This window comes from Mesorhizobium sp. WSM3224 (assembly GCF_000427725.1).
Lineage (GTDB): Bacteria > Pseudomonadota > Alphaproteobacteria > Rhizobiales > Rhizobiaceae > Mesorhizobium.
This window is the reverse complement of sequence record NZ_KE386577.1, coordinates 18763-38476: the sequence shown is the minus strand read 5'-3', so window position 1 is coordinate 38476 and position 19714 is coordinate 18763. Positions and strand designations below refer to the sequence as shown.

The following is a 19714-nucleotide window of genomic DNA, read 5'->3' as shown; positions in this document are numbered from 1 at the left end:
CTATCAAGACGCACGGCTGGCGGGGGTTGCCGTGATTTGGCTCATGGAACAGGATCGCGCTCCCGCGCGTAACGCAATGACAAAGCAAACCGTCAAGACCCTTCGCAAGGCTGCGATTGCAGTCGTGGTTCTCGCGCTCGCCTTCTACTTCATCCCGATCCTGACCGCGATCTGGGTCGTCTGCGGCCTGATCGACGTCATGCGCAACGACCAGAAGAACCGGAACCTGTTCGAGCGCTACTTCCTCGGCAATGGCCTGTTCACATGGCTGCTGTCGCCGTTCAACCTGATCGTCGACCTTCTCTGCTACCGCAACCCCGGCGTCTGGAAGCCCGAGCAATTCCCCGAGGACTATCAGCGAGAGATCAACGAGGTCCTGGGCGTCTTCACGGCGCGCAAGGACGAGATCATCGCCGACATCGATGCCAATTTCGGCGCCGGCCGACGCGGCATGTATGTCTACCAGTGGTACGGCAAGCACAGAATTGACAACGTTCCCGAATTCAACAAGGACTACAAATACATCAAGACGATCGCGGTATCCGTTTTCAGCAAGCGTGAATCCACGTCCTGGCATTTCGGTCCGCTCCGGCTCAGCCTGCGCATCCTCTACAATCTGATTCCGGTGAAAGCCGAGATCTTCGTCCAGTGCGGCAGCAAGAAGAACTACTGGTACGACAACCCGCTGTTCATCTTCGACGACACGCTGTTCCATCGCTCGGTCAACGAATATGACGGCCGCCGCTACTGCGTCTTCGTCGATATCATCCGTCCGTCTCCATTCCCGAAGCTGATCACGGGCCTTCTCGCCGTCGTCTCGGTGAGCGTGGAGCGCATCAATTCCGTCTTCTACAAGAATTGGAAGATGATCGGCTCGTCCAAGCCGAAGGCCGCCGCCAACTGATCCTGGCGTCTGCTGTGCCAGACACGCCGTTTTGGCGTGATCTTTGTTCGAGTTTGGGTCTTTGGCTCGCAACCTGCCCGCCTTAGTGCTATGGCCCCGCTTTCAAATGGAAAAGCGAAGTCATGGCAGGTGTTGAACAGATCACGGTGGAGGCCGGCGAGGCGGGCATGCGGCTCGACCGCTGGTTCAAGGTCCACTATCCGGGCCTAGGCTTCGGCCACCTGCAGAAGCTCTTGCGCTCCGGCCAGGTCCGGGTCGACGGCGGCCGGGTGAAGGCCGATACCCGCGTCGAGCCTGGCCAGACAGTGCGTATCCCGCCGATCGAGGTCGACAAGAAGGGCGACGCTTCGCTCACCGGCCACTCGATCCGCAACCAGGACGATGCCGATGTGCTGGCCAAGATGCTGCTGTACGAAGACCCGAAAGTCTTCGTCTTCAACAAGCCGGCCGGCTTGGCGGTGCAGGGCGGCTCGGGTGTGACCCGCAATGTCGACGACATGCTGGAGGCCTGGCGCAGCCAGAAGGGCGAGAAGCCGCGCCTGGTCCACCGCCTCGACCGCGACACGTCCGGCGTGCTGGTCGTTGCCCGCACCCGTCTTGCCGCCATGAAGCTCTCCGAGGCTTTCCGGGCGCGCGAGACCAAGAAAACCTATTGGGCGCTGGTCAAGGGCGTGCCGCCCAAGCGCGAGGACAAGATCTCGACCTGGCTGATCAAGGAGCCGACTGAGGACGGCGACCGCGTGCGCGTTGCCGCGCATGGTGAAAAAGGCGCCGACCACGCCGTGTCCTTCTACCGCATCATCGAGCAGGCGGCGCAGACGATGACCTGGCTGGAGATGGAGCCTTATACCGGCCGTACCCACCAGCTTCGCGTTCATGCCGCCCATATCGGCTGCCCGATCATCGGCGATCCCAAATATTTCGAGGCCGACACCAACTGGGATTTCCCGGGCGGCATCCAGAACCGCCTGCATCTGCATGCGCGCCGCATCATCATTCCGCACCCGGACACACGCGTCATCGACGTCACCGCGCCCATGCCGCCGCATATGCGCCAGAGCTGGAACCTGATCGGCTTCGACGAGCAGAACGCGGAGGACTGACAGTGGCTGCTGCGCCAGCATTGGACCGCCGCGACGCTGTCGACATGGCGGCGGCGGCCATCATGGTCGGGCTGACCTTCTCCTGGGGGCTGAACTACGTCGCCGCCAAGATCTCCTATGCCGGCTACGACCCTGTCTTCGTCTCGATCGCACGCTCCCTTCTCGGCGGGCTTTGCGTGCTCGGCTGGTGCCGGCTGCGCGGCATCAAGCTGTTCGAAGCGGATGGAACGTTGACCGCCGGCATCGTCGTCGGCGTGCTCTTCGGTGTCGAGTTCCTGTGCCTCTATATCGGGCTCGAATACACGACCGTTGCCCGCAACACGCTGCTGGTCAACACCATGCCGTTCTGGGTCCTGATCGGTGGCCATTTCCTGCTCGGCGAACGCATCAACACACGCAAGCTCGCCGGTCTTGTTCTCGCCTTCTGCGGCCTTGTGGCTGTGTTCTCGGACGGCATCGTCGCCGGCACCGACACGACCCTGATGGGCGATCTGCTCAGCCTGGGTTCAGGCGTCCTGTGGGCAGCGACCAGCATCGTTATCAAGCGTTCGAAACTGGTAGAGACCAGTGCCGAGAAGTTGCTGCTCTACCAACTGGCCGGCGCTGCCGTTGTCGGTGTTCTGGTGATGCCCTTGGCCGGCCCGCCGATCCGTGCCGTCGCAGCCTTGCCGACGCTGGCGCTGCTGTTCCAGTCTTTCTATATCGTGGCCTTCACCTATGTATTGTGGTTCTGGTTGCTTCGGCGCTACCCGGCGTCCGGCCTGTCGAGCTTCGCCTTCCTGTCGCCGGTGTTCGGCGTCTTGTGCGGCGCGGTGGTTCTGGGTGAGGCGCCGACGACCAGGATATTCCTGGCTCTGGCGCTGATTGCCGCCGGCCTGATCATCGTCAACCGGCCGGCGCGCAGGCAGCCCGCACCCTAAAGAGTTTGACGCAATTCCGGACGGAAACGGCTTCACACTTTTCCTGGAATTGCTCCAAAGGAGTTCGACATGCGCGACATCCTCGAAGACCTCGAAGCCGGAAAACTGCTTTCCGATCCGGATCCGGTGCGCCGCGCCCAGATCCAGATGAAGACGGCGCTGCCGAAGCGTTTTTACAAGGCCGTTTCGGTTGCTCCGGTGGAAAACGGCTTTGCCGTGCATCTCGACGGCAGGCCGGTGCGGACGCCGGGCAAGGCAGTCATGGTGCTGCCGACCGAAAAGGCCGCCGCTCTGGTGGCCGATGAATTCAGCGCTCAGGGTGAGGTCATCGATCCCGTGACGATGCCGGTCATGCGCCTCGTCAACACCGCCATCGACGGCGTCGCCTCCGACCCGCAAGCGGTGCTGGAGGATATCCTGCGCTTCGCCTCGGCCGATCTGCTCTGCTATCGGGCCGACGCTCCGCAAGGCCTGGTCGACCGTCAGAACAAACTCTGGGATCCGGTGCTCGACTGGGTGCGCAGCCGCCTCGGCGCGCGCTTCAACCTCGCCGAAGGCGTCATCCATGTCGAGCAGCCGCGCGAAGCCATCGCCGTCATCGGCGCGCATCTTGGCCAGCGCTCCGAGCCGATGCGGCTGGCCGCCATCCATGTCATGACGGCGCTGACCGGTTCGGCGCTGCTGGCGCTGGCCGTCGATTTCGGCGAGCTCGACGGCGAGGAAGCCTGGGCCGCCGGCCATGTCGACGAGGACTGGCAGATCGAGCAGTGGGGCCAGGATGCAGAGGCCGTCGCGCGCCGCTCGGCCCGCAAACGCGACATGATGGCGGCGGTCAGCCTGATCGAGGCATTGCAGGCCTAGGCAAATCCAGGAAAGTGGGCAGCGGTTTTCCGCCCGACTCTATCGAACGCCGAATTGCTCTGAGCGCAGCGCCGCTTTCGCAGCGCACCTAATACCAAAGTCATAATCCCATTGTCGCGGTGCCTTTCGCCTGCCCTTTCTGTCATTTTTTCCCGCGATGGCTGCGTTTTTGAGTCCGCGTTCGGAGGAGCGCGAACGGTGGCGCGCAGCCATCGAGGACAGACGGGATCTCACGGGAGGATATATAAATGGCAATGGCTTCGACCGCCGGCGGGACCAGCCGCGGCATGACGCGGGAGGAGAAGAAGGTCATCTTCGCCTCATCGCTCGGCACTGTGTTCGAATGGTATGATTTCTATCTCTACGGTTCGCTGGCCGCCTTCATCGGCTCGACCTTCTTCAGTCCGGCGATTCCGGAGGCGACGCGCAACATCTTCGCGCTGCTGGCCTTTGCGGCCGGTTTCCTTGTGCGTCCGTTCGGCGCGCTGCTTTTCGGCCGCATCGGCGATCTCGTCGGCCGCAAGTATACCTTTCTCGTCACCATGACGATCATGGGTCTTTCGACCTTCCTTGTCGGCTTGCTGCCTGGCTACGCAACCTTGGGCATCCTGGCTCCCGTGATCCTGATCGGACTGCGCATGCTGCAGGGCCTGGCGCTCGGCGGCGAATATGGCGGCGCGGCGACCTATGTCGCTGAGCACGCGCCAAATGACCGCCGTGGCTACTACACATCCTGGATCCAGACCACGGCGACGCTCGGCCTGTTCCTGTCGCTGATCGTCATCCTGATCGTGCAGGGCTCGCTCAGCAAGGAAACCTATGCCGCCTGGGGCTGGCGCATTCCCTTCATCGTCTCCTTTGTCCTACTCGCCATCTCGATCTGGATCCGGCTGTCGCTCTCGGAATCGCCGACCTTCCAGCGCATGAAGGACGAGGGCAAGGGCTCCAAGGCGCCGCTGACGGAAGCCTTCGGGCAGTGGAAGAACGCCAAGATCGCGCTTCTGGCGCTGCTCGGCCTCACCGCCGGCCAGGCCGTGATCTGGTACAACGGCCAGTTCTACGCGCTGTTCTTCCTGCAAAACGTGCTGAAGGTCGAACCGCAGTCGGTCAACATCATGATCGCGATCGCACTTGCCATCGGCTCGATCTTCTTCGTCGTGTTCGGCTGGTTGTCCGACAAGATCGGCCGCAAGCCGATCATCATGGCCGGCCTGGCTTTGGGTATCGTCTGCACCTTCCCGCTGTTCAAGGCGCTCACCTGGGCCGCTAATCCGGCTCTGGCCACCGCCCAGCAGAACACCCGCGCGACGGTGACCGCAGCCCCCGGCGACTGCAGGTTCCAGTTCAACCCGGTCGGCACGGCGAAGTTCACGACATCCTGCGATATCGCGACCTCGTTCCTGACCAAGAACTCGGTGCCTTACGACGTCGTCACGACGGCGGCACCCGGAACGGCGGCAACGGTCAAGGTCGGTAACGAGACGGTGGAGTCCTATGACGCCGTTGCCGCTGGCGATCAGTCCAAGGCCAAGGAGGCCTCCTTCCAGAAGGCGGTGAACATGTCGCTGCGGGATGGCGGCTACCCGCTGAAGCGCGCCGCGGCCAAGGTGCCGGACCAGAAGCTCGACGCCTTCATCGCGGCCAATCCGGAGCTGAAGCTCGATGCCGCGGCGATCCGCGGCGGCGAGAAGACGACGGTTCCGGCCGACAAGGCGATCGCCGACAAGCTGCTGACGAAGGACGAGGCAGCCGGCGCGCCGGAAGTCACCGTCTACAACATTCCGGGCGGTGGTCCCTTCGCGATGGTCGCCGACCCGGCGGCCGTGAACTGGCCGATGACGATCGGCATCCTGTTCATCCTGGTGGTGTTCGTGACCATGGTCTATGGGCCGATCGCCGCGATCCTGGTCGAGATGTTCCCGACCCGCATCCGCTACACCGGCATGTCGCTGCCCTACCACATCGGCAACGGTTGGTTCGGCGGCCTGCTGCCGGCGACGGTGTTCGCGCTCAGCGCCTATAAGGGCGATATCTACTACGGTCTCTGGTATCCGGTGATCATCGCGGCAATGTCGCTCATCATCGGCATGATCTTCGTCAGGGATACGCTCGGCACCGATCTGCACGCCAAGCAGTAGTCGATCGGTCCTCTGCAACGAAAAGCCCGGCGTGGGTGATCACGCCGGGCTTTTTCATTCCGAACTGGAAGAAGCGGTCAGCTCTTGCGCTGCTGGTTCTCATCCTCGACCGCCGCTTCATGGTACCAGCCGTCGAAGTCGGCGTGCTCGCCGCGAAGTGCAGCAAGTTCTGCCGCGAATTTGGCCTTGGCGCCTAAATTTAAGGCAGACTTGCGAGCTGCAAGCGGGAACGTCAGGATTTTTGCCGACGGGCGCGGTTGCATGACTTGCATTGACTGCCCTCCTTGCTTTCCAGGGGCCTATCGATTCAGCTTTTCGTCAAGATAGGTTCTGCGATTCCTTTAGGCAATATGCCTACGAAAAGATCATCGTTTGCCTGTGCTTTAAGCAAAATCGGCGACTGAGCGATCCGGACGCATTTGCTGAGATGGCTCAGCAAAATCAACGCCTTGTGAGGATCATTTTGCCGCACCCGCCGGGAGGCGAGTGGCATACGATTTGCTTTTTAACGATCGGCAGGCCGGCCGGTCCGGCCATGCGTTGACGCCGCCCGCTTGCGGCGTCCAAGCAACGAGAGGCACTGGAATGACCAAATACAAGCTCGAGTATATCTGGCTCGACGGCTACACCCCGACCCCCAATCTGCGCGGCAAGACCCAGATCAAGGAGTTTGCCGAGTTCCCGACGCTCGAGCAGCTGCCGCTATGGGGCTTCGACGGTTCCTCCACCAACCAGGCCGAGGGCCGCAGCTCCGACTGCGTGCTGAAGCCGGTCGCGCTTTATCCCGATCCGGCCCGCACCAACGGCGCTCTGGTCATGTGCGAAGTTATGATGCCCGATGGCGTCACCCCGCATGCATCGAACAGCCGCGCCACCATCCTTGATGACGAGGGCGCCTGGTTCGGCTTCGAGCAGGAATATTTCTTCTACAAGGACGGCCGCCCGCTCGGCTTCCCCGAGAGCGGCTACCCGGCCCCGCAGGGTCCGTATTACACCGGCGTCGGCTACAGCAATGTAGGCGACGTCGCGCGCCAGATCGTCGAGGAGCATCTCGACCTCTGCCTGGCCGCGGGCATCAACCATGAAGGCATCAATGCCGAAGTGGCGAAGGGCCAGTGGGAATTTCAAATCTTCGGCAAGGGTTCCAAGAAGGCCGCCGACCAGATGTGGATGGCGCGCTACCTGTTGCTGCGCCTGACCGAAAAATACGGCATCGACATCGAGTTCCACTGCAAGCCGCTCGGCGACACCGACTGGAACGGCTCGGGCATGCATTGCAACTTCTCGACCAGCTACATGCGCGAAGTCGGCGGCAAGGCCTATTTCGAGGCGCTGATGGCGCAGTTCGAAAAGAACTTGATGGACCACATCGCCGTCTACGGTCCGGACAACGACAAGCGCCTGACCGGCAAGCACGAGACCGCGCCGTGGAACAAGTTCTCCTATGGTGTCGCCGACCGCGGCGCTTCGATCCGCGTGCCGCACTCCTTCGTCAAGAACGACTACAAGGGCTACCTGGAAGACCGCCGCCCGAACTCGCAGGGCGACCCCTACCAGATCGCCTCGCAGGTCCTGAAGACGATCTCGCAGGTTTCGACCGACGCGAAGGTCTCGGCCGCAGCCTGATATTTTCACGGCGCGGGCCTCGCCTGCGCTAAATGAGCTTCAAATCGTAAAAAGGCCCCGGCGCTCTCTCCGCCGGGGCTTTTTCGCGCGGCGACAACCGCCTGCTGCCGTCAGCCGGCGATAGGCGTCAGCCCTTCGACGACTGTCCATGCGAGAGTCCCGGCGGGGGTTCTTTTTGTCGGATGGAAGAAACGCCACCGAGCGCGAAACGCGCCTCCAAGAAATGAAAAGCCCTTGGAAGGGAGAACCTTCCAAGGGCTGAATTTTCTATCCGATCAGAAATTTAGACCGAATAGTACATGTCGTACTCGACCGGATGCGGGGTCATCTCGAAGCGCATCACCTCGGCCATCTTCAGCTCGATATAGCTGTCGATCTGGTCGTCGTCGAAGACGCCGCCGGCCTTCAGGAAGCCCCGGTCCTTGTCGAGGCTCTGCAGCGCCTCGCGCAGCGAGCCGCAGACGGTCGGGATCTTCTTCAATTCCTTCGGCGGCAGGTCGTAGAGATCCTTGTCCATCGGCTGTCCAGGGTGGATCTTGTTCTTGATGCCGTCGAGGCCGGCCATCAGCATGGCGGCGAAGCCGAGATAGGGATTCGCGCCCGGATCGGGGAAGCGGACCTCGACGCGCTTCGACTTCGGCGAGTTGCCGAACGGAATGCGGCAGGAGGCCGAACGGTTGCGCGCCGAATAAGCGAGCAGCACCGGCGCCTCATAGCCCGGCACCAGACGCTTGTAGGAGTTGGTGAGCGGGTTGGTGAAGGCATTGATCGCCTTGGCGTGCTTGATGATGCCGCCGATATAAAAGAGGCAGCTCTCTGACAGGCCCGCATATTCATTGCCGGCGAAGGTCGGCTTGCCGCCCTTCCAGATCGACTGGTGGACATGCATGCCCGAGCCGTTGTCGCCGAACACCGGCTTCGGCATGAAGGTGGCCGTCTTGCCGTAGGCATTGGCGACCTGGTGCACGACATACTTGTAGATCAGCATCTTGTCGGCGTTGCGCACCAGCGTGTCGAACTTGATGCCGAGCTCGTGCTGGGCGGCGGCGACCTCATGGTGATGCTTTTCGACCCGCACGCCCATCTCGGCGAGCACGGTCAGCATTTCGGAGCGCATGTCCTGGCAGGAATCGACCGGCGGCACCGGGAAATAGCCGCCCTTGATGCGCGGACGGTGGCCGAGATTGCCGGTCTCGTAGTCGGTGTCGTCGTTGGACGGCAGCTCGGTCGAGTCGAGGCGGAAGCCGGTGTTGTAGGGATCGGCCTTGTACTTGACGTCGTCGAACACGAAGAACTCGGCTTCCGGGCCGACATAGATGGTGTCGCCGATCCCTTCCGACTTCATATAGGCCTCCGCCTTCTTGGCGGTGCCGCGCGGATCGCGGTTATAGGCCTCGCCCGAGATCGGATCGAGGATGTCGCACAGGATGACCATGGTCGACTGGGCGAAGAACGGATCCATATGGACGGTATCGGTATCCGGCATCAGCACCATGTCGGACTCGTTGATCGCCTTCCAGCCGGCGATCGAGGAGCCGTCGAACATGACGCCGTCGGCGAACATGTCTTCCTCGACCTCGACGACATCCATCGTCACATGCTGCAGCTTGCCTCGCGGATCTGTGAAGCGCAGGTCGACGAACTTAACGTCGTTGTCCTTGATCTGCTTCATGATGTCTTTGGCTGTCGTCATGTCGTTTCTTCCCTGTGTGATGACGTCTGGAATGGATTGAAGGTCAGATGGCGTCGATGCCGGTCTCGCCGGTGCGGATGCGCACCACTTCCTCTATGTTGGAGACGAAGATTTTTCCATCGCCGATGCGGCCCGTTTGCGCCGCCTTGCGGATTGCTTCGATAGCGCCTTCGACGGCCTCGTCGCCGAGCACCACCTCGATCTTCACCTTGGGCAGGAAGTCGACGACATATTCGGCGCCGCGATAGAGCTCGGTGTGCCCTTTCTGGCGGCCGAAACCCTTGGCCTCGGTGACGGTGATGCCTTGCAGTCCGGCCTCCTGAAGCGCTTCCTTCACTTCGTCCAGCTTGAATGGCTTGATGATCGCTTCGATCTTTTTCATGTAAAAAGTGGCCTCCACTGCCAGGAAAACGGGTTGTGTGCCCCGCTTGCGCCTCCATCAAGCACGAAGCGTGCCAACCTATAGGAGTGGAGGCGGCATAGGGCGTTTTCGACTCCATGCCGCGTTCGGATGCAAATTCGCGTCATCCGCTGCATTGGATGCGCCATGGACGCCCAAACCCTATACATCGCTCCTCCTCACGTCTGCGCAGAAAATGGGCAGATAGCGCAATTTGCAGGCAGACCCCTCCCGGATGCGGCGCTTTTGCAAGACGATGCGCGGCCGCGGTGGTTTGCGTCAAACCGAAAACTGGACAATGCTTGATCGCATGCAGATCGGCAATCCCACGAGCAATGAACTTCTATCGCCGGCCGAAATGGCCCAGGCAGACAGACTGGCGATCGCGGCCGGACCGCTCGACGGTTATCGCTTGATGCAACGTGCCGGCGAGGCGGTCGCCGCCGTCGTGCTTGCACGCTACGCGGCGGCGACGAGGGTGCATGTGCTGTGCGGCCCCGGCAACAATGGCGGCGACGGCTACGTCGTGGCGCGCTTGCTCGCCGAGGCCGGCGTCGATGTGGCGCTGTGGGTGTTGGGCGAACCTCGTGCGGGCAGCGACGCCGCGCTCGCCGCCGTTGACTGCGCTTTGGAACGGCGCCCGCTGTCGGCTTTCACCCCTGAACCTGCCTCGCTGGTCGTCGACGCGCTCTACGGCGCAGGGCTCTCGAAGCCGTTGTCGGGCGACGCCAGGGGCGCGGTCGACGTCGCGACAGGAATGAACCTGCCGGTTGTCGCGGTCGACCTGCCTTCGGGCGTTTCGGGCGAGAGCGGCGAAGTTTTCGGCTCGGCATTTCGCGCGGTCCTCACTGTCACCTTCGCACGAAAAAAGCCCGGCCACCTGCTTCTGCCTGGCCGCGAGCGATGCGGCGAGGTCGTGTTGGCCGACATCGGCATTCGCGACGAGATCATCAACGAGGTCGCACCGCGAGCCTTCGAGAACCGGCCTGGGCTCTGGATCGCGAACTTTCCCGTGCCGGCGGTCGACGCGCACAAATACAAGCGCGGCCATACGAGCGTCTTTTCGGGCGGACCATCCGCGACAGGCGCCGCACGCCTTTCGGCGCTTGCGGCAGCAAGAAGCGGGGCAGGGGCCGTCACCGTGCTTTCGCCGGCGAACGCCATGCAGGTCAACGCGGCGCATCTCACCTCGATCATGCTGCGCAAGGTCGATGCGATCGAGGACGTGCATGAAATTATCGGCGACCGCCGGCCGTCGACCTTTGTCCTCGGCCCCGGCTTCGGTGTCGGCGACAAGGCGCGTGATTTCACACTTGCCGTGCTCGCCAGGAAGCGCCAGGACGGCGGCGTCGAGGGCCTCGTGCTCGACGCCGACGGCGTCATGTCCTTTCGCAATGCTGCCTCGACGCTGTTCGAGGCGGCCGGCAAGCCGGACGCGCCCGCGCTGATCATGACACCGCATGAGGGCGAGTTCGGCAGGCTGTTTGTGGACATCGCTGGCGACAAGGCTCTGTCGAAACTGGCCAAGGCGCGCGCCGCCGCGCAGCGCTCCAACGCCGTGATCGTCTATAAGGGCGCCGACAGCGTGATCGCGTCGCCGGATGGCCGCGCCGCGATCAACAGCAATGGCACGCCATGGCTTGCCACCGCTGGTTCGGGCGACGTGCTGTCGGGCCTCATCGCGGGCCTGCTTGCCCAAGGCATGCCGGCCTTCGAAGCGGCCTGCGCCGGGGTCTGGATCCATGCCGAAGCCGGCAGCCGTTTCGGGCCGGGCCTGATAGCCGAAGACCTGCCTCTGGCCATGGTGCCGGTTCTCCGCGACCTGATGGAGAGCACTGCAGGATGAAACGGCTGACGGCTCCTTATCGTGGTCTTTCAGCTGGCGGCTTCGCTACGACCAGAGATGAATGCCGGCTTTAACAGGGCCGCAGAGGAATGAGTTCAGGCTTCCTGCGTGCGGCGCGCCTGCGCGACGGCGTCGGCCAAAGCCGCGAGAACTCGCTCCTCGCTGACACCGCGTGTATCGAGCACCCAGCTCGGCGTCGAAATCGGCGGCTCGAGATAACGCACCTGGTCGTTTACGGGCCCGGTCTCATAAGAGCGATTTGATCCGAAGATAAGCACGCATGGTCCGCCCAAGGCTGCGGCAGCATGGCAGAGGCCGCCATCGACGCCGAGGAAGGCAGTCGACGCGGCGATCTGGCACATGGCGTCAGTCAGTTGCGGTGTCGATGTGAAATCCACCGCCTCCGGAAGCGCTGCCCGGACCTGCGCGGCGGCCTCGCGTTCTCGTGGGCCGCCGATGAGCCAAACCGACCAGCCGCGCCGGGCGTGATCCTTCGCTACCGAGATGAAACGCTCCGCCGGCCATGAGCGGAAGTTGGTGAAAGCGGACGTGTAAAGCGCCAGCGCCGGTCGCGCGGGATCGATTCCGTGTCGGGCGCGCCAATCGGAAAGCTCCGCGGCCGAAATAGCCATTTGTGGAGCAGGCAACCTCACGTCATCACCAGGCTTCTCGCCCAGCATCGCGATCGCGCAGACCTGCTCGAACAATCTCGTCTTGCGGGGCCCGAACGCCACGAAGCTCTTCGGCCAGCCGGCAGGCAGGCGGTTGATGATCCCGAACTGGAATTCCCGCGGATAGCCGATGCGTTCCGGTATGCCGGCCAGCCATGGGACCAGCGCGGCCTTGGTGCTGCTGGTGAGCATATAAGCCGCCTGGTAGTCCTCCTTGCGGATTTCTCGCGCCAGGGCAGCCCGTTCTTTCAGGCCGGGCTTCCAGTGCTTCTCGACGATCCAGGTCTTGCGAATGTGCGGCATCACCCGTGCCAGCGGCGCGGCAAGCGGCGAGGTGGCGACGTCGATCTGATGCCCGGGAAACTTCTCGGCCAGGATCTGGATTGCCGAATGGCAACGAATGAAGTCTCCGATCGCCGGCAAGCAGAAGACGAGGATGGGACGCAACAGGCGCTACCTTTAGATCCGGAACAATCGCCACCAATGGCTAATATGACTGTGATTTGTCACGGAAGCGCTTCGCCATCAAGGATGCGGGCATAGAGTTCCAGATAGGCTTTAGCCGTCTTCTCGATCGGGAACCTGTCCGCGGCTGATTGGCGGCATCGTTGCGACGACAGGTTTTCGATCCCGGCTAAGGCGCGCGCAAACTCCTCGTCGGTCTCGAAAAAGCGGCCGGTATCCGCATCCACGGTTTCCAGGAGCGCGCCGCGCGGCGTGGTCAGCACGGGCGTGCCGCATAGCATGGCTTCAACCTGCGCCATGCCGAAAGGCTCTTCCCAGGAGATCGGGTTGAGGAATGCCTTCGATTCCCCCAGCAGGCGCAACTTGTTCTGGCCGTCGACATTGCCGTGAAACCGGTAGCGGGCGGAAAGGCTCTTGAAGAACACGCCCTCGCGGCGGGTCTTGCTTCGGCCGAGCAGCTTCCATCGCGAACCGCCGGCGATGTCGAGGGTGAAGTCGAATTTCTTCGCCAGGTCCACTGCCCGGTTGAGCCCCTTTCCGGCGCGCGCGATGGCCGCCATGAAGAAGAGGTGGTCGTTCTTCGAAGGCGCCAGCCGGTAAGCGTCCACCGGAAACCCGTTGTAGACGAAGGTCTTGCGGTTATGCAGCGCGGCATGCCGGGCGCTGAGGAAGTTCCAGTTGGGCTGCGGCCGCGGATAGTCCGGAAGATGGCCGTGTTCGGTGTTGAGCGTCGGGAAGGGGACCTCGACCTTCCAGGCGTGGAGGTTGACGATTTGCGTGTCCCGCGGGATCGCAGCCCGGCATTCGGCATCGCTGACCGCATGCCTGACCTCGCACATCGGATGCGACGATCCCGGCGCGGCAACGAGGACGACATGGTGTCCCAACTTGACCAGCTCGGTGATCAGCCATTCGACCTGGCGCTGCGTCCCGCCATACCCCTTGGCTGGAATAAGGCTCTGAGCTGCAAGGGTTATTCGCATTTCTTATTGGTGCAGCTGTTCACAACGGGATGTTGTCGTGCTTCTTCCAAGGGTTTTGCATGTCCTTGTTGCGCAGCATGCGCAATGCTCGCGCCACGCGGCGCCGCGTCGAATGCGGCATGATCACCTCATCGACATAGCCACGCTCGGCGGCCACGAAAGGCGACAGGAAGCGATCCTCGTAAGCCTTTGTATGCGCGGCGATTTTCTCCGGGTCGCCGATGTCCTTGCGGTAGATGATCTCGACCGCGCCCCTGGCGCCCATCACCGCGATCTGCGCCGTCGGCCAGGCATAGTTCATGTCGCCGCGCAAATGCTTCGAGGCCATCACGTCATAGGCGCCGCCATAGGCTTTGCGAGTGATGACGGTGATCTTCGGCACGGTCGCCTCGGCATAGGCGAAGAGCAGCTTGGCGCCGTGCTTGATCAGCCCGCCATATTCCTGCGCGGTGCCCGGCAGGAAGCCCGGGACGTCGACGAAGGTGACGATGGGGATCGAAAAACAGTCGCAGAAACGCACGAAGCGCGCCGCCTTGCGGCTGGCGTCGGAATCGAGCACCCCGGCCAGCACCATCGGCTGGTTGGCGACGAATCCCACCGTGCGGCCCTCGACCCGGCCGAAGCCGGTGACAATGTTCTTGGCAAAATTCTGCTGGATCTCGAAGAAATCACCTTCATCGGCAACCTTCAGGATCAGTTCCTTGATGTCGTAGGGCTTGTTGGCATTGTCGGGAATCAGCCGGTCGAGCGACAGATCATGGTCCGTCACTGACTGGTAGCACTCGATCTCGGGAATCTCGGCCGTGTTGGACGCCGGCAGAAGATCGACCAGACGGCGCATCTGCAGCAACGCCTCGACGTCATTGTCGTACGCGCCGTCCGCGATGGAAGATTTTGTCGTGTGGACCGAAGCGCCGCCGAGACTTTCCGCAGTCACCGTCTCGTTGGTCACCGTCTTCACCACGTCCGGCCCGGTGACGAACATGTAGGAGGTATCGCGCACCATGAAGATGAAATCGGTCATGGCCGGCGAATAGACGTCGCCACCGGCGCAGGGGCCCATGATCAGCGATATCTGCGGGATGACGCCAGAGGCGAGCACATTGCGCTGGAAAATCTCGGCATAGCCGCCGAGCGCCGCCACGCCTTCCTGGATGCGCGCGCCGCCCGCGTCGTAAAGGCCGATGATCGGCGCGCGATTGCGCAGCGCCATCTCCTGGACTTTTACGACCTTCTCGGCATGCGCCTCCGACAGCGAGCCGCCGAACACGGTGAAATCCTTGGCGAAGATATAGATCGGCCGGCCGTTGACGGTGCCCCAGCCGGTGACCACGCCGTCGCCGGCGATCTTGGTCTTTTCCATGCCGAAATCGGTCGAGCGGTGCTCGACATACATGTCGAATTCCTCGAACGAACCTTCGTCGAGGAAGATCTCGATACGCTCGCGGGCAGTGAGCTTGCCCTTCTTGTGCTGGGCCTCGATGCGGTCTTTACCGCCACCCATACGGGCAATCTCGCGGCGGCGCTCGAGTTCCTTCAGCACGTCTTTCATCGACCGGTTCCTGAAATGGAATAAGTGGTTTGTGGTAATGATGCCTGCAGGCCAGCGCAAGCGCTGCATTTCTCCCGGTTCTCGAACTTGGTGCAAACCGGTAATGAGCGATCTTGGCAGTCAGGAGCCGGATATGGCAGAATGAAGCGATGAAGAACAACGTGGAAATATCCGAGGATTTAAGCCGTCGGATCGAAATACTGACCTCGCGCTCGACACTCACTCGCGATCAGATCATTGAGGATGCCTTGTCCCACGGCCGTTCGCTCGCGTGGCAGGAAAAGTGGGTTGCCGGCATTCAAGCGGGAATCGAGGCCGCCGATCGCGGCGACTTCGCAAATGAAGAAGAGATAGCGGCCGTTTTGAACAAATACGGTCAGGCGTAACGCTCTGTGCGAATTGTCTGGACCCGACACTATCTGATCGAGCTTGCATCAATCGGCGACTACATCGGCCAACACAACCCGCGGGCCGCAGCCCGAGTCGTCAACGAGATCCATTCAAAGACAGATCGGCTGTTGTCTACCAATCCCTTTATTGGGCGGGTTGGCGAGATCGGAGGAACCCGTGAGCTGGTGATTCCCGGTACGCCTATATCGTTGGGTATCGGGTGATGGACACTCAAATAGAGATTCTTTTCGTCCAACATGGCGCGCGCAAATGGCCCGATGAAGTCTGAGTGCGCATTCGTCGCGACTCTCTAGTTTTGCTGCATCGCAACATGCGGCCCTTGCTTTTCTGGCCGGACTCGTCCATATGCAGCCCCATAGGCGCTTGAGCCGGACCTTCCGGCTTTCTCCATGAATGAGACTGGTTGCGTCTGTTTTCCCTCTTTCCGGTGAATCGGCAAGGTGGCGAAGGAGCCCCGTGGCATGATGCCTGCGGGCACGACAGCGCAGCCGCGCGGACGCATCCCGTCCGCCGCCTTGTCGTTTCCTGACAATTTTTCGACGGCAGGTTGCGCCCTGCCGCCATCGATGTTTGCGGCCATGCGCCGCGTGAAAGAAGAATATTTTGACCAACGAAAACACTTTGCCCGGCACGGACACTGCGGAACTCTCCGGTTTCGCCGCGCTTGGCATCACGGGTGCGCTGCTCAAGGCGACCCATGCCGCCGGCTTCACCGATCCCAAGCCGATCCAGATGCAGGCGATCCCGCCGCAGCTCGAAGGCCGCGACATTTTCGGTATTGCCCAGACGGGTTCCGGCAAGACGGCCGCCTTCGCCCTGCCGATCCTGTCGAAGATCATCGGCCTCGGCACCAAGCGCCGGCCGAAGACGGCGCGTGCGCTGATCCTGGCGCCGACGCGCGAGCTGGCGGTGCAGATCGAAGAAACAATCAAGATCCTTGCCAAGGGCGCGCATGTCTCGACCGCGCTGGTTCTCGGCGGCGTCTCGCGCTTCAGCCAGGTGAAGAAGATCGCGCCAGGCGTCGATATCCTGATCGCCACGCCCGGCCGGTTGACCGATCTGGTGCGGGAAGGGGACCTCATGCTTGCCGACACCAAATGGCTCGTCCTCGACGAGGGCGACCGCATGCTGGACATGGGCTTCATCAACGATGTCAGGCGCATCGCCAAGGCGACCGCGCCGGACCGCCAGACGGCGCTGTTCTCGGCCACCATGCCGGATGAGATCGCCGAACTCGCCAAGGGCCTTTTGAAGAACCCCGTCCGCATCGAGGTCGCGCCGCAAAGCACGGCCGCCGCCGAGATCGTGCAGAGCGTGGTGCTTGCCCGCACCAAGCAGAAGCGCCAGGTGCTGTCCAAGATGCTGGCCGACGAGGCGATGCACTCGGTGATCGTGTTCTCACGCACCAAGCACGGCGCCGACCGCGTGACCAAGGACCTTGCGCGCGACGGCTTCAACGCCGCCGTCATCCACGGTAACAAGTCGCAGAACGCGCGCCAGAAGGCGCTCAACGATTTCCGCGAGGGTTCCGTGCGCATCCTGGTCGCGACCGATATCGCCGCGCGCGGCATCGACGTGCCCGGCATCAGCCATGTCGTGAACTTCGACCTGCCGGACGAGGCGGAAAGCTACGTCCATCGCATCGGCCGCACCGGCCGCAACGGCAGGGATGGCATTGCCATCACGCTTTGCGATCCTTCGGAGAACGCCAAGCTGCGGCAGGTCGAGCGCATCATCCGCGCCAAGCTGCCGGTCATCGCCGATCATCTCGGCAGCCCTGATCCGCAGCGCGACCCCAGGGAAAAGACCGAGCGCCATTTCGAGCCGGCCAATGACCGCGAGCATCACGGCGGCCGCCGCGATGGTCGCCGGCCGGCCAGCGGCGACAACAAGCGTTTCGGCGCCAAGCCCCATGGCGAGCGCGGACCGAAGCCGCAGGGCGAAGGCCCGGCGGCGGCCAAGCCGAATGGCTCGAGCAAGCCTGACGGCTTCAAGCGCTTCAAGGGCAACAACAAGCGCCGCTTCGGCGGTAAGCGTCCGGCGAGCAGAGCGGCTTAAGTCTCCAGCACGACCCGAAATAAAAATGAGAAACGGCCGGAGCAACGCTCCGGCCGTTTCTCATTTCACTGGCCTGATTGCTGCTGCATCAGCGCCTTCACCCACACCACGATGCGCTGGGTGAGAAAGGCCGTGGTCTGCGGCGACAGCACATCGCCGGCGATAACGTGATTGTCTGGATCGCCGGTGTCGTCGATCGGCACCAGCTCGTGCGGAGCGCCCCAGCGCCCGGCTATCTCGCGCGTCCGATCGGGCCGCACCACCTTGTCGGAATCCGAGAAGATGAACAGGGCGGGTATCGCCGCCTTCTCCACCGGCGCCTCATAGGCGAGATTGGTGAGCGCCGCCATCGGCAGCAGCGCGGCCATCGGGTATTTCGTGGTCCAGAGTTTTTCATGCAGTGCATTGCGCGGCGGAAAGCTGCGTTCCTTGCCGCCGACAAGCTCGGCGATCTGCTTGCCCCAGGGCATGGTGAGGATCTCGGCGCCCGAAGCCTTGACGCCAAAATTCGGCGAGATGAATGCAATCGCGGCGACATCATCGGATGCATTCGGCTGTGTTGCGGCCCACGCCGCCAGCGAGCCGCCGGTAGAGGTGCAGATTACGATCACCTTGTCGCCGATCGCCCGGCCAATGGCCAAAGCCTCTTCATAGTCGTTGATCCAGGCGTTGACGCTGCCTTCCGCCATGGCCGCGCCATCCTGGCCGTGCCCGGTCAGGCGCGTGTAGAAGAGGTTGGCGTCGAGTTCATCCGCAATGTCGTCCGGCAAGGGGCGAACCTCGCCCTTCGAGGCTGAAAAGCCGTGAATGTAGACGATAGCCAACGGCGTCTTGGCATGGACCATCGGATTCGCCCAGATGATCTCCTTGTCGAGCCCATCGCGGATGTTGGGCACGCCGGCCTCTTCACGCGCCAGATAGACCTGCGGATCGTCGCCGATCACCGACGGATTGAACCGGATCGTCGTGTCGACCTGCACGCGGGGGCCGAGGAAGAAACCGGCTATCAGGACGACGGCAAGGCCAAGCACAGCAAGCACGATCCGCCGCCCCATTACAGTCTCCAGGTAATGATTCTCAACCTATGGCCGTCCCTGCCGGCAGGCAATCGCCGTTCGCCGGCTTATGTCGCCTTGTCGCGGGACGGTGCCTTTTTGCCAGGCAGCTTGCGATCGAAATGCAATGGCCGCCCCCACCAGTTGGTGGTCAGGCCGATGACAAAGCGGCAAATCGGCCGCGGCAGCAGCCCAAGCAGCTTCAACGGTATGCTTATACGGTGCGGGAAGGTGACTTCGAAGCCGCCTTTCTTGATGCCGCGGGCCATGCGGCGCGATGCGCGATGCACAGGCATGAGGCCAGGCATCGGCAGCTTGTTCTTTTCCGTCAACGGCGTGTCGACGAACCCCGGATTGATGACCTGGACGCGGATGTTCATCTTGTCGAAGTCGTATTTCAGCGACTCCGCCAGTATGTTGATCGCGGCCTTGGTGCCACCATAGGCCGCCGTTGTCGGCCAGCCGGAATAGGCGGTGACCGATCCGACCAGAACGACATGGCCGCGCCCGCGCACGCGCATGTGCTCGACGACGGGCACCACGCCGTTGACGATGCCGAAATAGTTCACGGCGAAGGAGCGGTGGAAATCGCGCACAACCAGATTCTCGCCGGGAGTGGCGATATAGTTGCCGGCGTTGAAGACGGCGAGCACGATGGGGCCCATCTCCTCCTCGATCGCGGCGGCCGTGCGCGCCATGCCGTGCTCGTCGGTGACATCGCAGGGAAAGGACTTCACATGTCCGGACATTTGCGCCGTTTCGACGATCAGCGTGTCGGCCGGATCTTCAGCCAGCGAGGTCACCGCGACGGCATAGCCTTGATTGGCGAGATCCTTGGCCAACGCACGGCCAAGACCGCTGCTGCCGCCCGTGATCCAGGCGACACCGTCCTTCGGATTGGCCCGGTAGAGTGTCATGCAATGCCCCGCGAATGTCAGGGCTTGCTCTAGCGGTGAAGGAATCGAATGAAAAGAGCGGTTTTGCGCTTGGCGCTGAAATGGTCGCGAGCATTGCAGCGTCCGGAATGC

The 19714-nt window shown here is 62.4% G+C and carries 17 protein-coding genes and 1 pseudogene; 10 read left to right on the top strand and 8 right to left on the bottom strand.

What is annotated here, in order from left to right:
• Nucleotides 1–76: 76 nt before the first annotated feature.
• The 5 genes from YU3_RS0134160 (at nt 77) to YU3_RS0134140 (ending at nt 5926) form a co-directional block, all read left to right on the top strand.
• A complete protein-coding gene (locus YU3_RS0134160) occupies nt 77–904 on the top strand; it encodes an aspartyl/asparaginyl beta-hydroxylase domain-containing protein (protein WP_027170346.1) in 828 nt (275 codons plus the stop codon).
• 122 nt (nt 905–1026) lie between these two features.
• Entirely contained in the window at nt 1027–2007 is a 981-nt protein-coding gene (locus YU3_RS0134155) for an RluA family pseudouridine synthase (protein WP_027170345.1), read from the top strand.
• A 44-nt stretch (nt 2008–2051) separates the two neighbouring features.
• The gene (locus tag YU3_RS0134150) at nt 2052–2927 is read left to right on the top strand and encodes a DMT family transporter (RefSeq protein WP_051334216.1); all 876 of its coding nucleotides are present in this window, start codon (nt 2052–2054) and stop codon (nt 2925–2927) included.
• Between the two features lie 69 nt (nt 2928–2996).
• Nucleotides 2997–3788: an ATP12 family chaperone protein gene (locus tag YU3_RS0134145; protein ID WP_027170343.1), complete on the top strand. Its 792-nt coding sequence runs from the start codon at nt 2997–2999 to the stop codon at nt 3786–3788.
• A 248-nt stretch (nt 3789–4036) separates the two neighbouring features.
• Nucleotides 4037–5926 (top strand): MFS transporter, encoded by a 1890-nt coding sequence (locus YU3_RS0134140; protein WP_027170342.1) that lies wholly within the window; start codon nt 4037–4039, stop codon nt 5924–5926.
• Nucleotides 5927–6003: 77 nt separating this feature from the next.
• On the opposite strand, the gene YU3_RS40245 is transcribed toward YU3_RS0134140, so the two are convergent.
• Nucleotides 6004–6198 (bottom strand): DUF2735 domain-containing protein, encoded by a 195-nt coding sequence (locus YU3_RS40245; protein ID WP_084508514.1) that lies wholly within the window; start codon nt 6196–6198, stop codon nt 6004–6006.
• 313 nt (nt 6199–6511) lie between these two features.
• On the opposite strand from YU3_RS40245, the gene YU3_RS0134130 reads away from it, so the two are divergent.
• A complete protein-coding gene (locus YU3_RS0134130; protein ID WP_027170341.1) occupies nt 6512–7552 on the top strand; it encodes a glutamine synthetase beta-grasp domain-containing protein in 1041 nt (346 codons plus the stop codon).
• A 283-nt stretch (nt 7553–7835) separates the two neighbouring features.
• Here the strand turns inward: YU3_RS0134130 and glnA are convergent, their stop codons facing one another.
• Together glnA and YU3_RS0134120 are read right to left on the bottom strand one after the other, a co-directional pair.
• Nucleotides 7836–9245: a type I glutamate--ammonia ligase gene (glnA, locus tag YU3_RS0134125; RefSeq protein ID WP_027170340.1), complete on the bottom strand. Its 1410-nt coding sequence runs from the start codon at nt 9243–9245 to the stop codon at nt 7836–7838.
• 43 nt (nt 9246–9288) lie between these two features.
• A complete protein-coding gene (locus tag YU3_RS0134120; RefSeq protein ID WP_018428041.1) occupies nt 9289–9627 on the bottom strand; it encodes a P-II family nitrogen regulator in 339 nt (112 codons plus the stop codon).
• A gap of 316 nt (nt 9628–9943) precedes the next feature.
• Between YU3_RS0134120 and YU3_RS0134115 the strand changes: the two genes are divergently transcribed.
• Nucleotides 9944–11491: an NAD(P)H-hydrate dehydratase gene (locus YU3_RS0134115; protein ID WP_245273742.1), complete on the top strand. Its 1548-nt coding sequence runs from the start codon at nt 9944–9946 to the stop codon at nt 11489–11491.
• Between the two features lie 95 nt (nt 11492–11586).
• Here YU3_RS0134115 and waaF read toward each other — a convergent pair whose 3' ends face one another.
• From waaF to YU3_RS0134100, 3 genes are read right to left on the bottom strand one after another with little or no spacing between them, the layout of a single operon-like run.
• Nucleotides 11587–12609, bottom strand: a complete 1023-nt coding sequence (gene waaF, locus YU3_RS0134110) for a lipopolysaccharide heptosyltransferase II (protein WP_027170338.1) — start codon at nt 12607–12609, stop codon at nt 11587–11589.
• A 59-nt stretch (nt 12610–12668) separates the two neighbouring features.
• A complete protein-coding gene (locus YU3_RS0134105) occupies nt 12669–13610 on the bottom strand; it encodes a glycosyltransferase (protein WP_027170337.1) in 942 nt (313 codons plus the stop codon).
• Nucleotides 13611–13629: 19 nt separating this feature from the next.
• Entirely contained in the window at nt 13630–15162 is a 1533-nt protein-coding gene (locus tag YU3_RS0134100) for an acyl-CoA carboxylase subunit beta (protein ID WP_027170336.1), read from the bottom strand.
• A 149-nt stretch (nt 15163–15311) separates the two neighbouring features.
• On the opposite strand from YU3_RS0134100, the gene YU3_RS0134095 reads away from it, so the two are divergent.
• The 3 genes and pseudogenes from YU3_RS0134095 (at nt 15312) to YU3_RS0134090 (ending at nt 17631) form a co-directional block, all read left to right on the top strand.
• Nucleotides 15312–15548 carry a transcriptional regulator gene (locus tag YU3_RS0134095; RefSeq protein ID WP_027170335.1) on the top strand — a complete coding sequence of 79 codons (237 nt, stop codon included), beginning with the start codon at nt 15312–15314 and terminating at the stop codon, nt 15546–15548.
• A gap of 6 nt (nt 15549–15554) precedes the next feature.
• A pseudogene (locus YU3_RS40235) lies at nt 15555–15841 on the top strand (type II toxin-antitoxin system RelE/ParE family toxin).
• 335 nt (nt 15842–16176) lie between these two features.
• On the top strand, nt 16177–17631 hold the full coding sequence (locus YU3_RS0134090) for a DEAD/DEAH box helicase (RefSeq protein ID WP_027170334.1): 1455 nt from the start codon (nt 16177–16179) through the stop codon (nt 17629–17631).
• A 65-nt stretch (nt 17632–17696) separates the two neighbouring features.
• Here the strand turns inward: YU3_RS0134090 and YU3_RS0134085 are convergent, their stop codons facing one another.
• Both YU3_RS0134085 and YU3_RS0134080 read right to left on the bottom strand, forming a co-directional pair.
• Nucleotides 17697–18686: an alpha/beta fold hydrolase gene (locus YU3_RS0134085; RefSeq protein WP_027170333.1), complete on the bottom strand. Its 990-nt coding sequence runs from the start codon at nt 18684–18686 to the stop codon at nt 17697–17699.
• 68 nt (nt 18687–18754) lie between these two features.
• Complete coding sequence (locus YU3_RS0134080) at nt 18755–19603, bottom strand: SDR family oxidoreductase (RefSeq protein WP_027170332.1); 849 nt, start codon at nt 19601–19603, stop codon at nt 18755–18757.
• Between the last annotated feature and the right edge of the window lie 111 nt (nt 19604–19714).

Bases quoted from the DNA above. Each gene is read 5' to 3' on its own strand.
- YU3_RS0134160 (WP_027170346.1), top strand. From the start codon at position 77: ATGACAAAGCAAACCGTCAAGACCCTTCGCAAGGCTGCGATTGCAGTC.
- YU3_RS0134155 (WP_027170345.1), top strand. From the start codon at position 1,027: ATGGCAGGTGTTGAACAGATCACGGTGGAGGCCGGCGAGGCGGGCATG.
- YU3_RS0134150 (WP_051334216.1), top strand. From the start codon at position 2,052: ATGGCGGCGGCGGCCATCATGGTCGGGCTGACCTTCTCCTGGGGGCTG.
- YU3_RS0134145 (WP_027170343.1), top strand. From the start codon at position 2,997: ATGCGCGACATCCTCGAAGACCTCGAAGCCGGAAAACTGCTTTCCGAT.
- YU3_RS0134140 (WP_027170342.1), top strand. From the start codon at position 4,037: ATGGCAATGGCTTCGACCGCCGGCGGGACCAGCCGCGGCATGACGCGG.
- YU3_RS40245 (WP_084508514.1), bottom strand. From the start codon at position 6,198: ATGCAAGTCATGCAACCGCGCCCGTCGGCAAAAATCCTGACGTTCCCG.
- YU3_RS0134130 (WP_027170341.1), top strand. From the start codon at position 6,512: ATGACCAAATACAAGCTCGAGTATATCTGGCTCGACGGCTACACCCCG.
- glnA (WP_027170340.1), bottom strand. From the start codon at position 9,245: ATGACGACAGCCAAAGACATCATGAAGCAGATCAAGGACAACGACGTT.
- YU3_RS0134120 (WP_018428041.1), bottom strand. From the start codon at position 9,627: ATGAAAAAGATCGAAGCGATCATCAAGCCATTCAAGCTGGACGAAGTG.
- YU3_RS0134115 (WP_245273742.1), top strand. From the start codon at position 9,944: ATGCTTGATCGCATGCAGATCGGCAATCCCACGAGCAATGAACTTCTA.
- YU3_RS0134105 (WP_027170337.1), bottom strand. From the start codon at position 13,610: ATGCGAATAACCCTTGCAGCTCAGAGCCTTATTCCAGCCAAGGGGTAT.
- YU3_RS0134100 (WP_027170336.1), bottom strand. From the start codon at position 15,162: ATGAAAGACGTGCTGAAGGAACTCGAGCGCCGCCGCGAGATTGCCCGT.
- YU3_RS0134095 (WP_027170335.1), top strand. From the start codon at position 15,312: ATGAAGAACAACGTGGAAATATCCGAGGATTTAAGCCGTCGGATCGAA.
- YU3_RS0134085 (WP_027170333.1), bottom strand. From the start codon at position 18,686: ATGGGGCGGCGGATCGTGCTTGCTGTGCTTGGCCTTGCCGTCGTCCTG.
- YU3_RS0134080 (WP_027170332.1), bottom strand. From the start codon at position 19,603: ATGACACTCTACCGGGCCAATCCGAAGGACGGTGTCGCCTGGATCACG.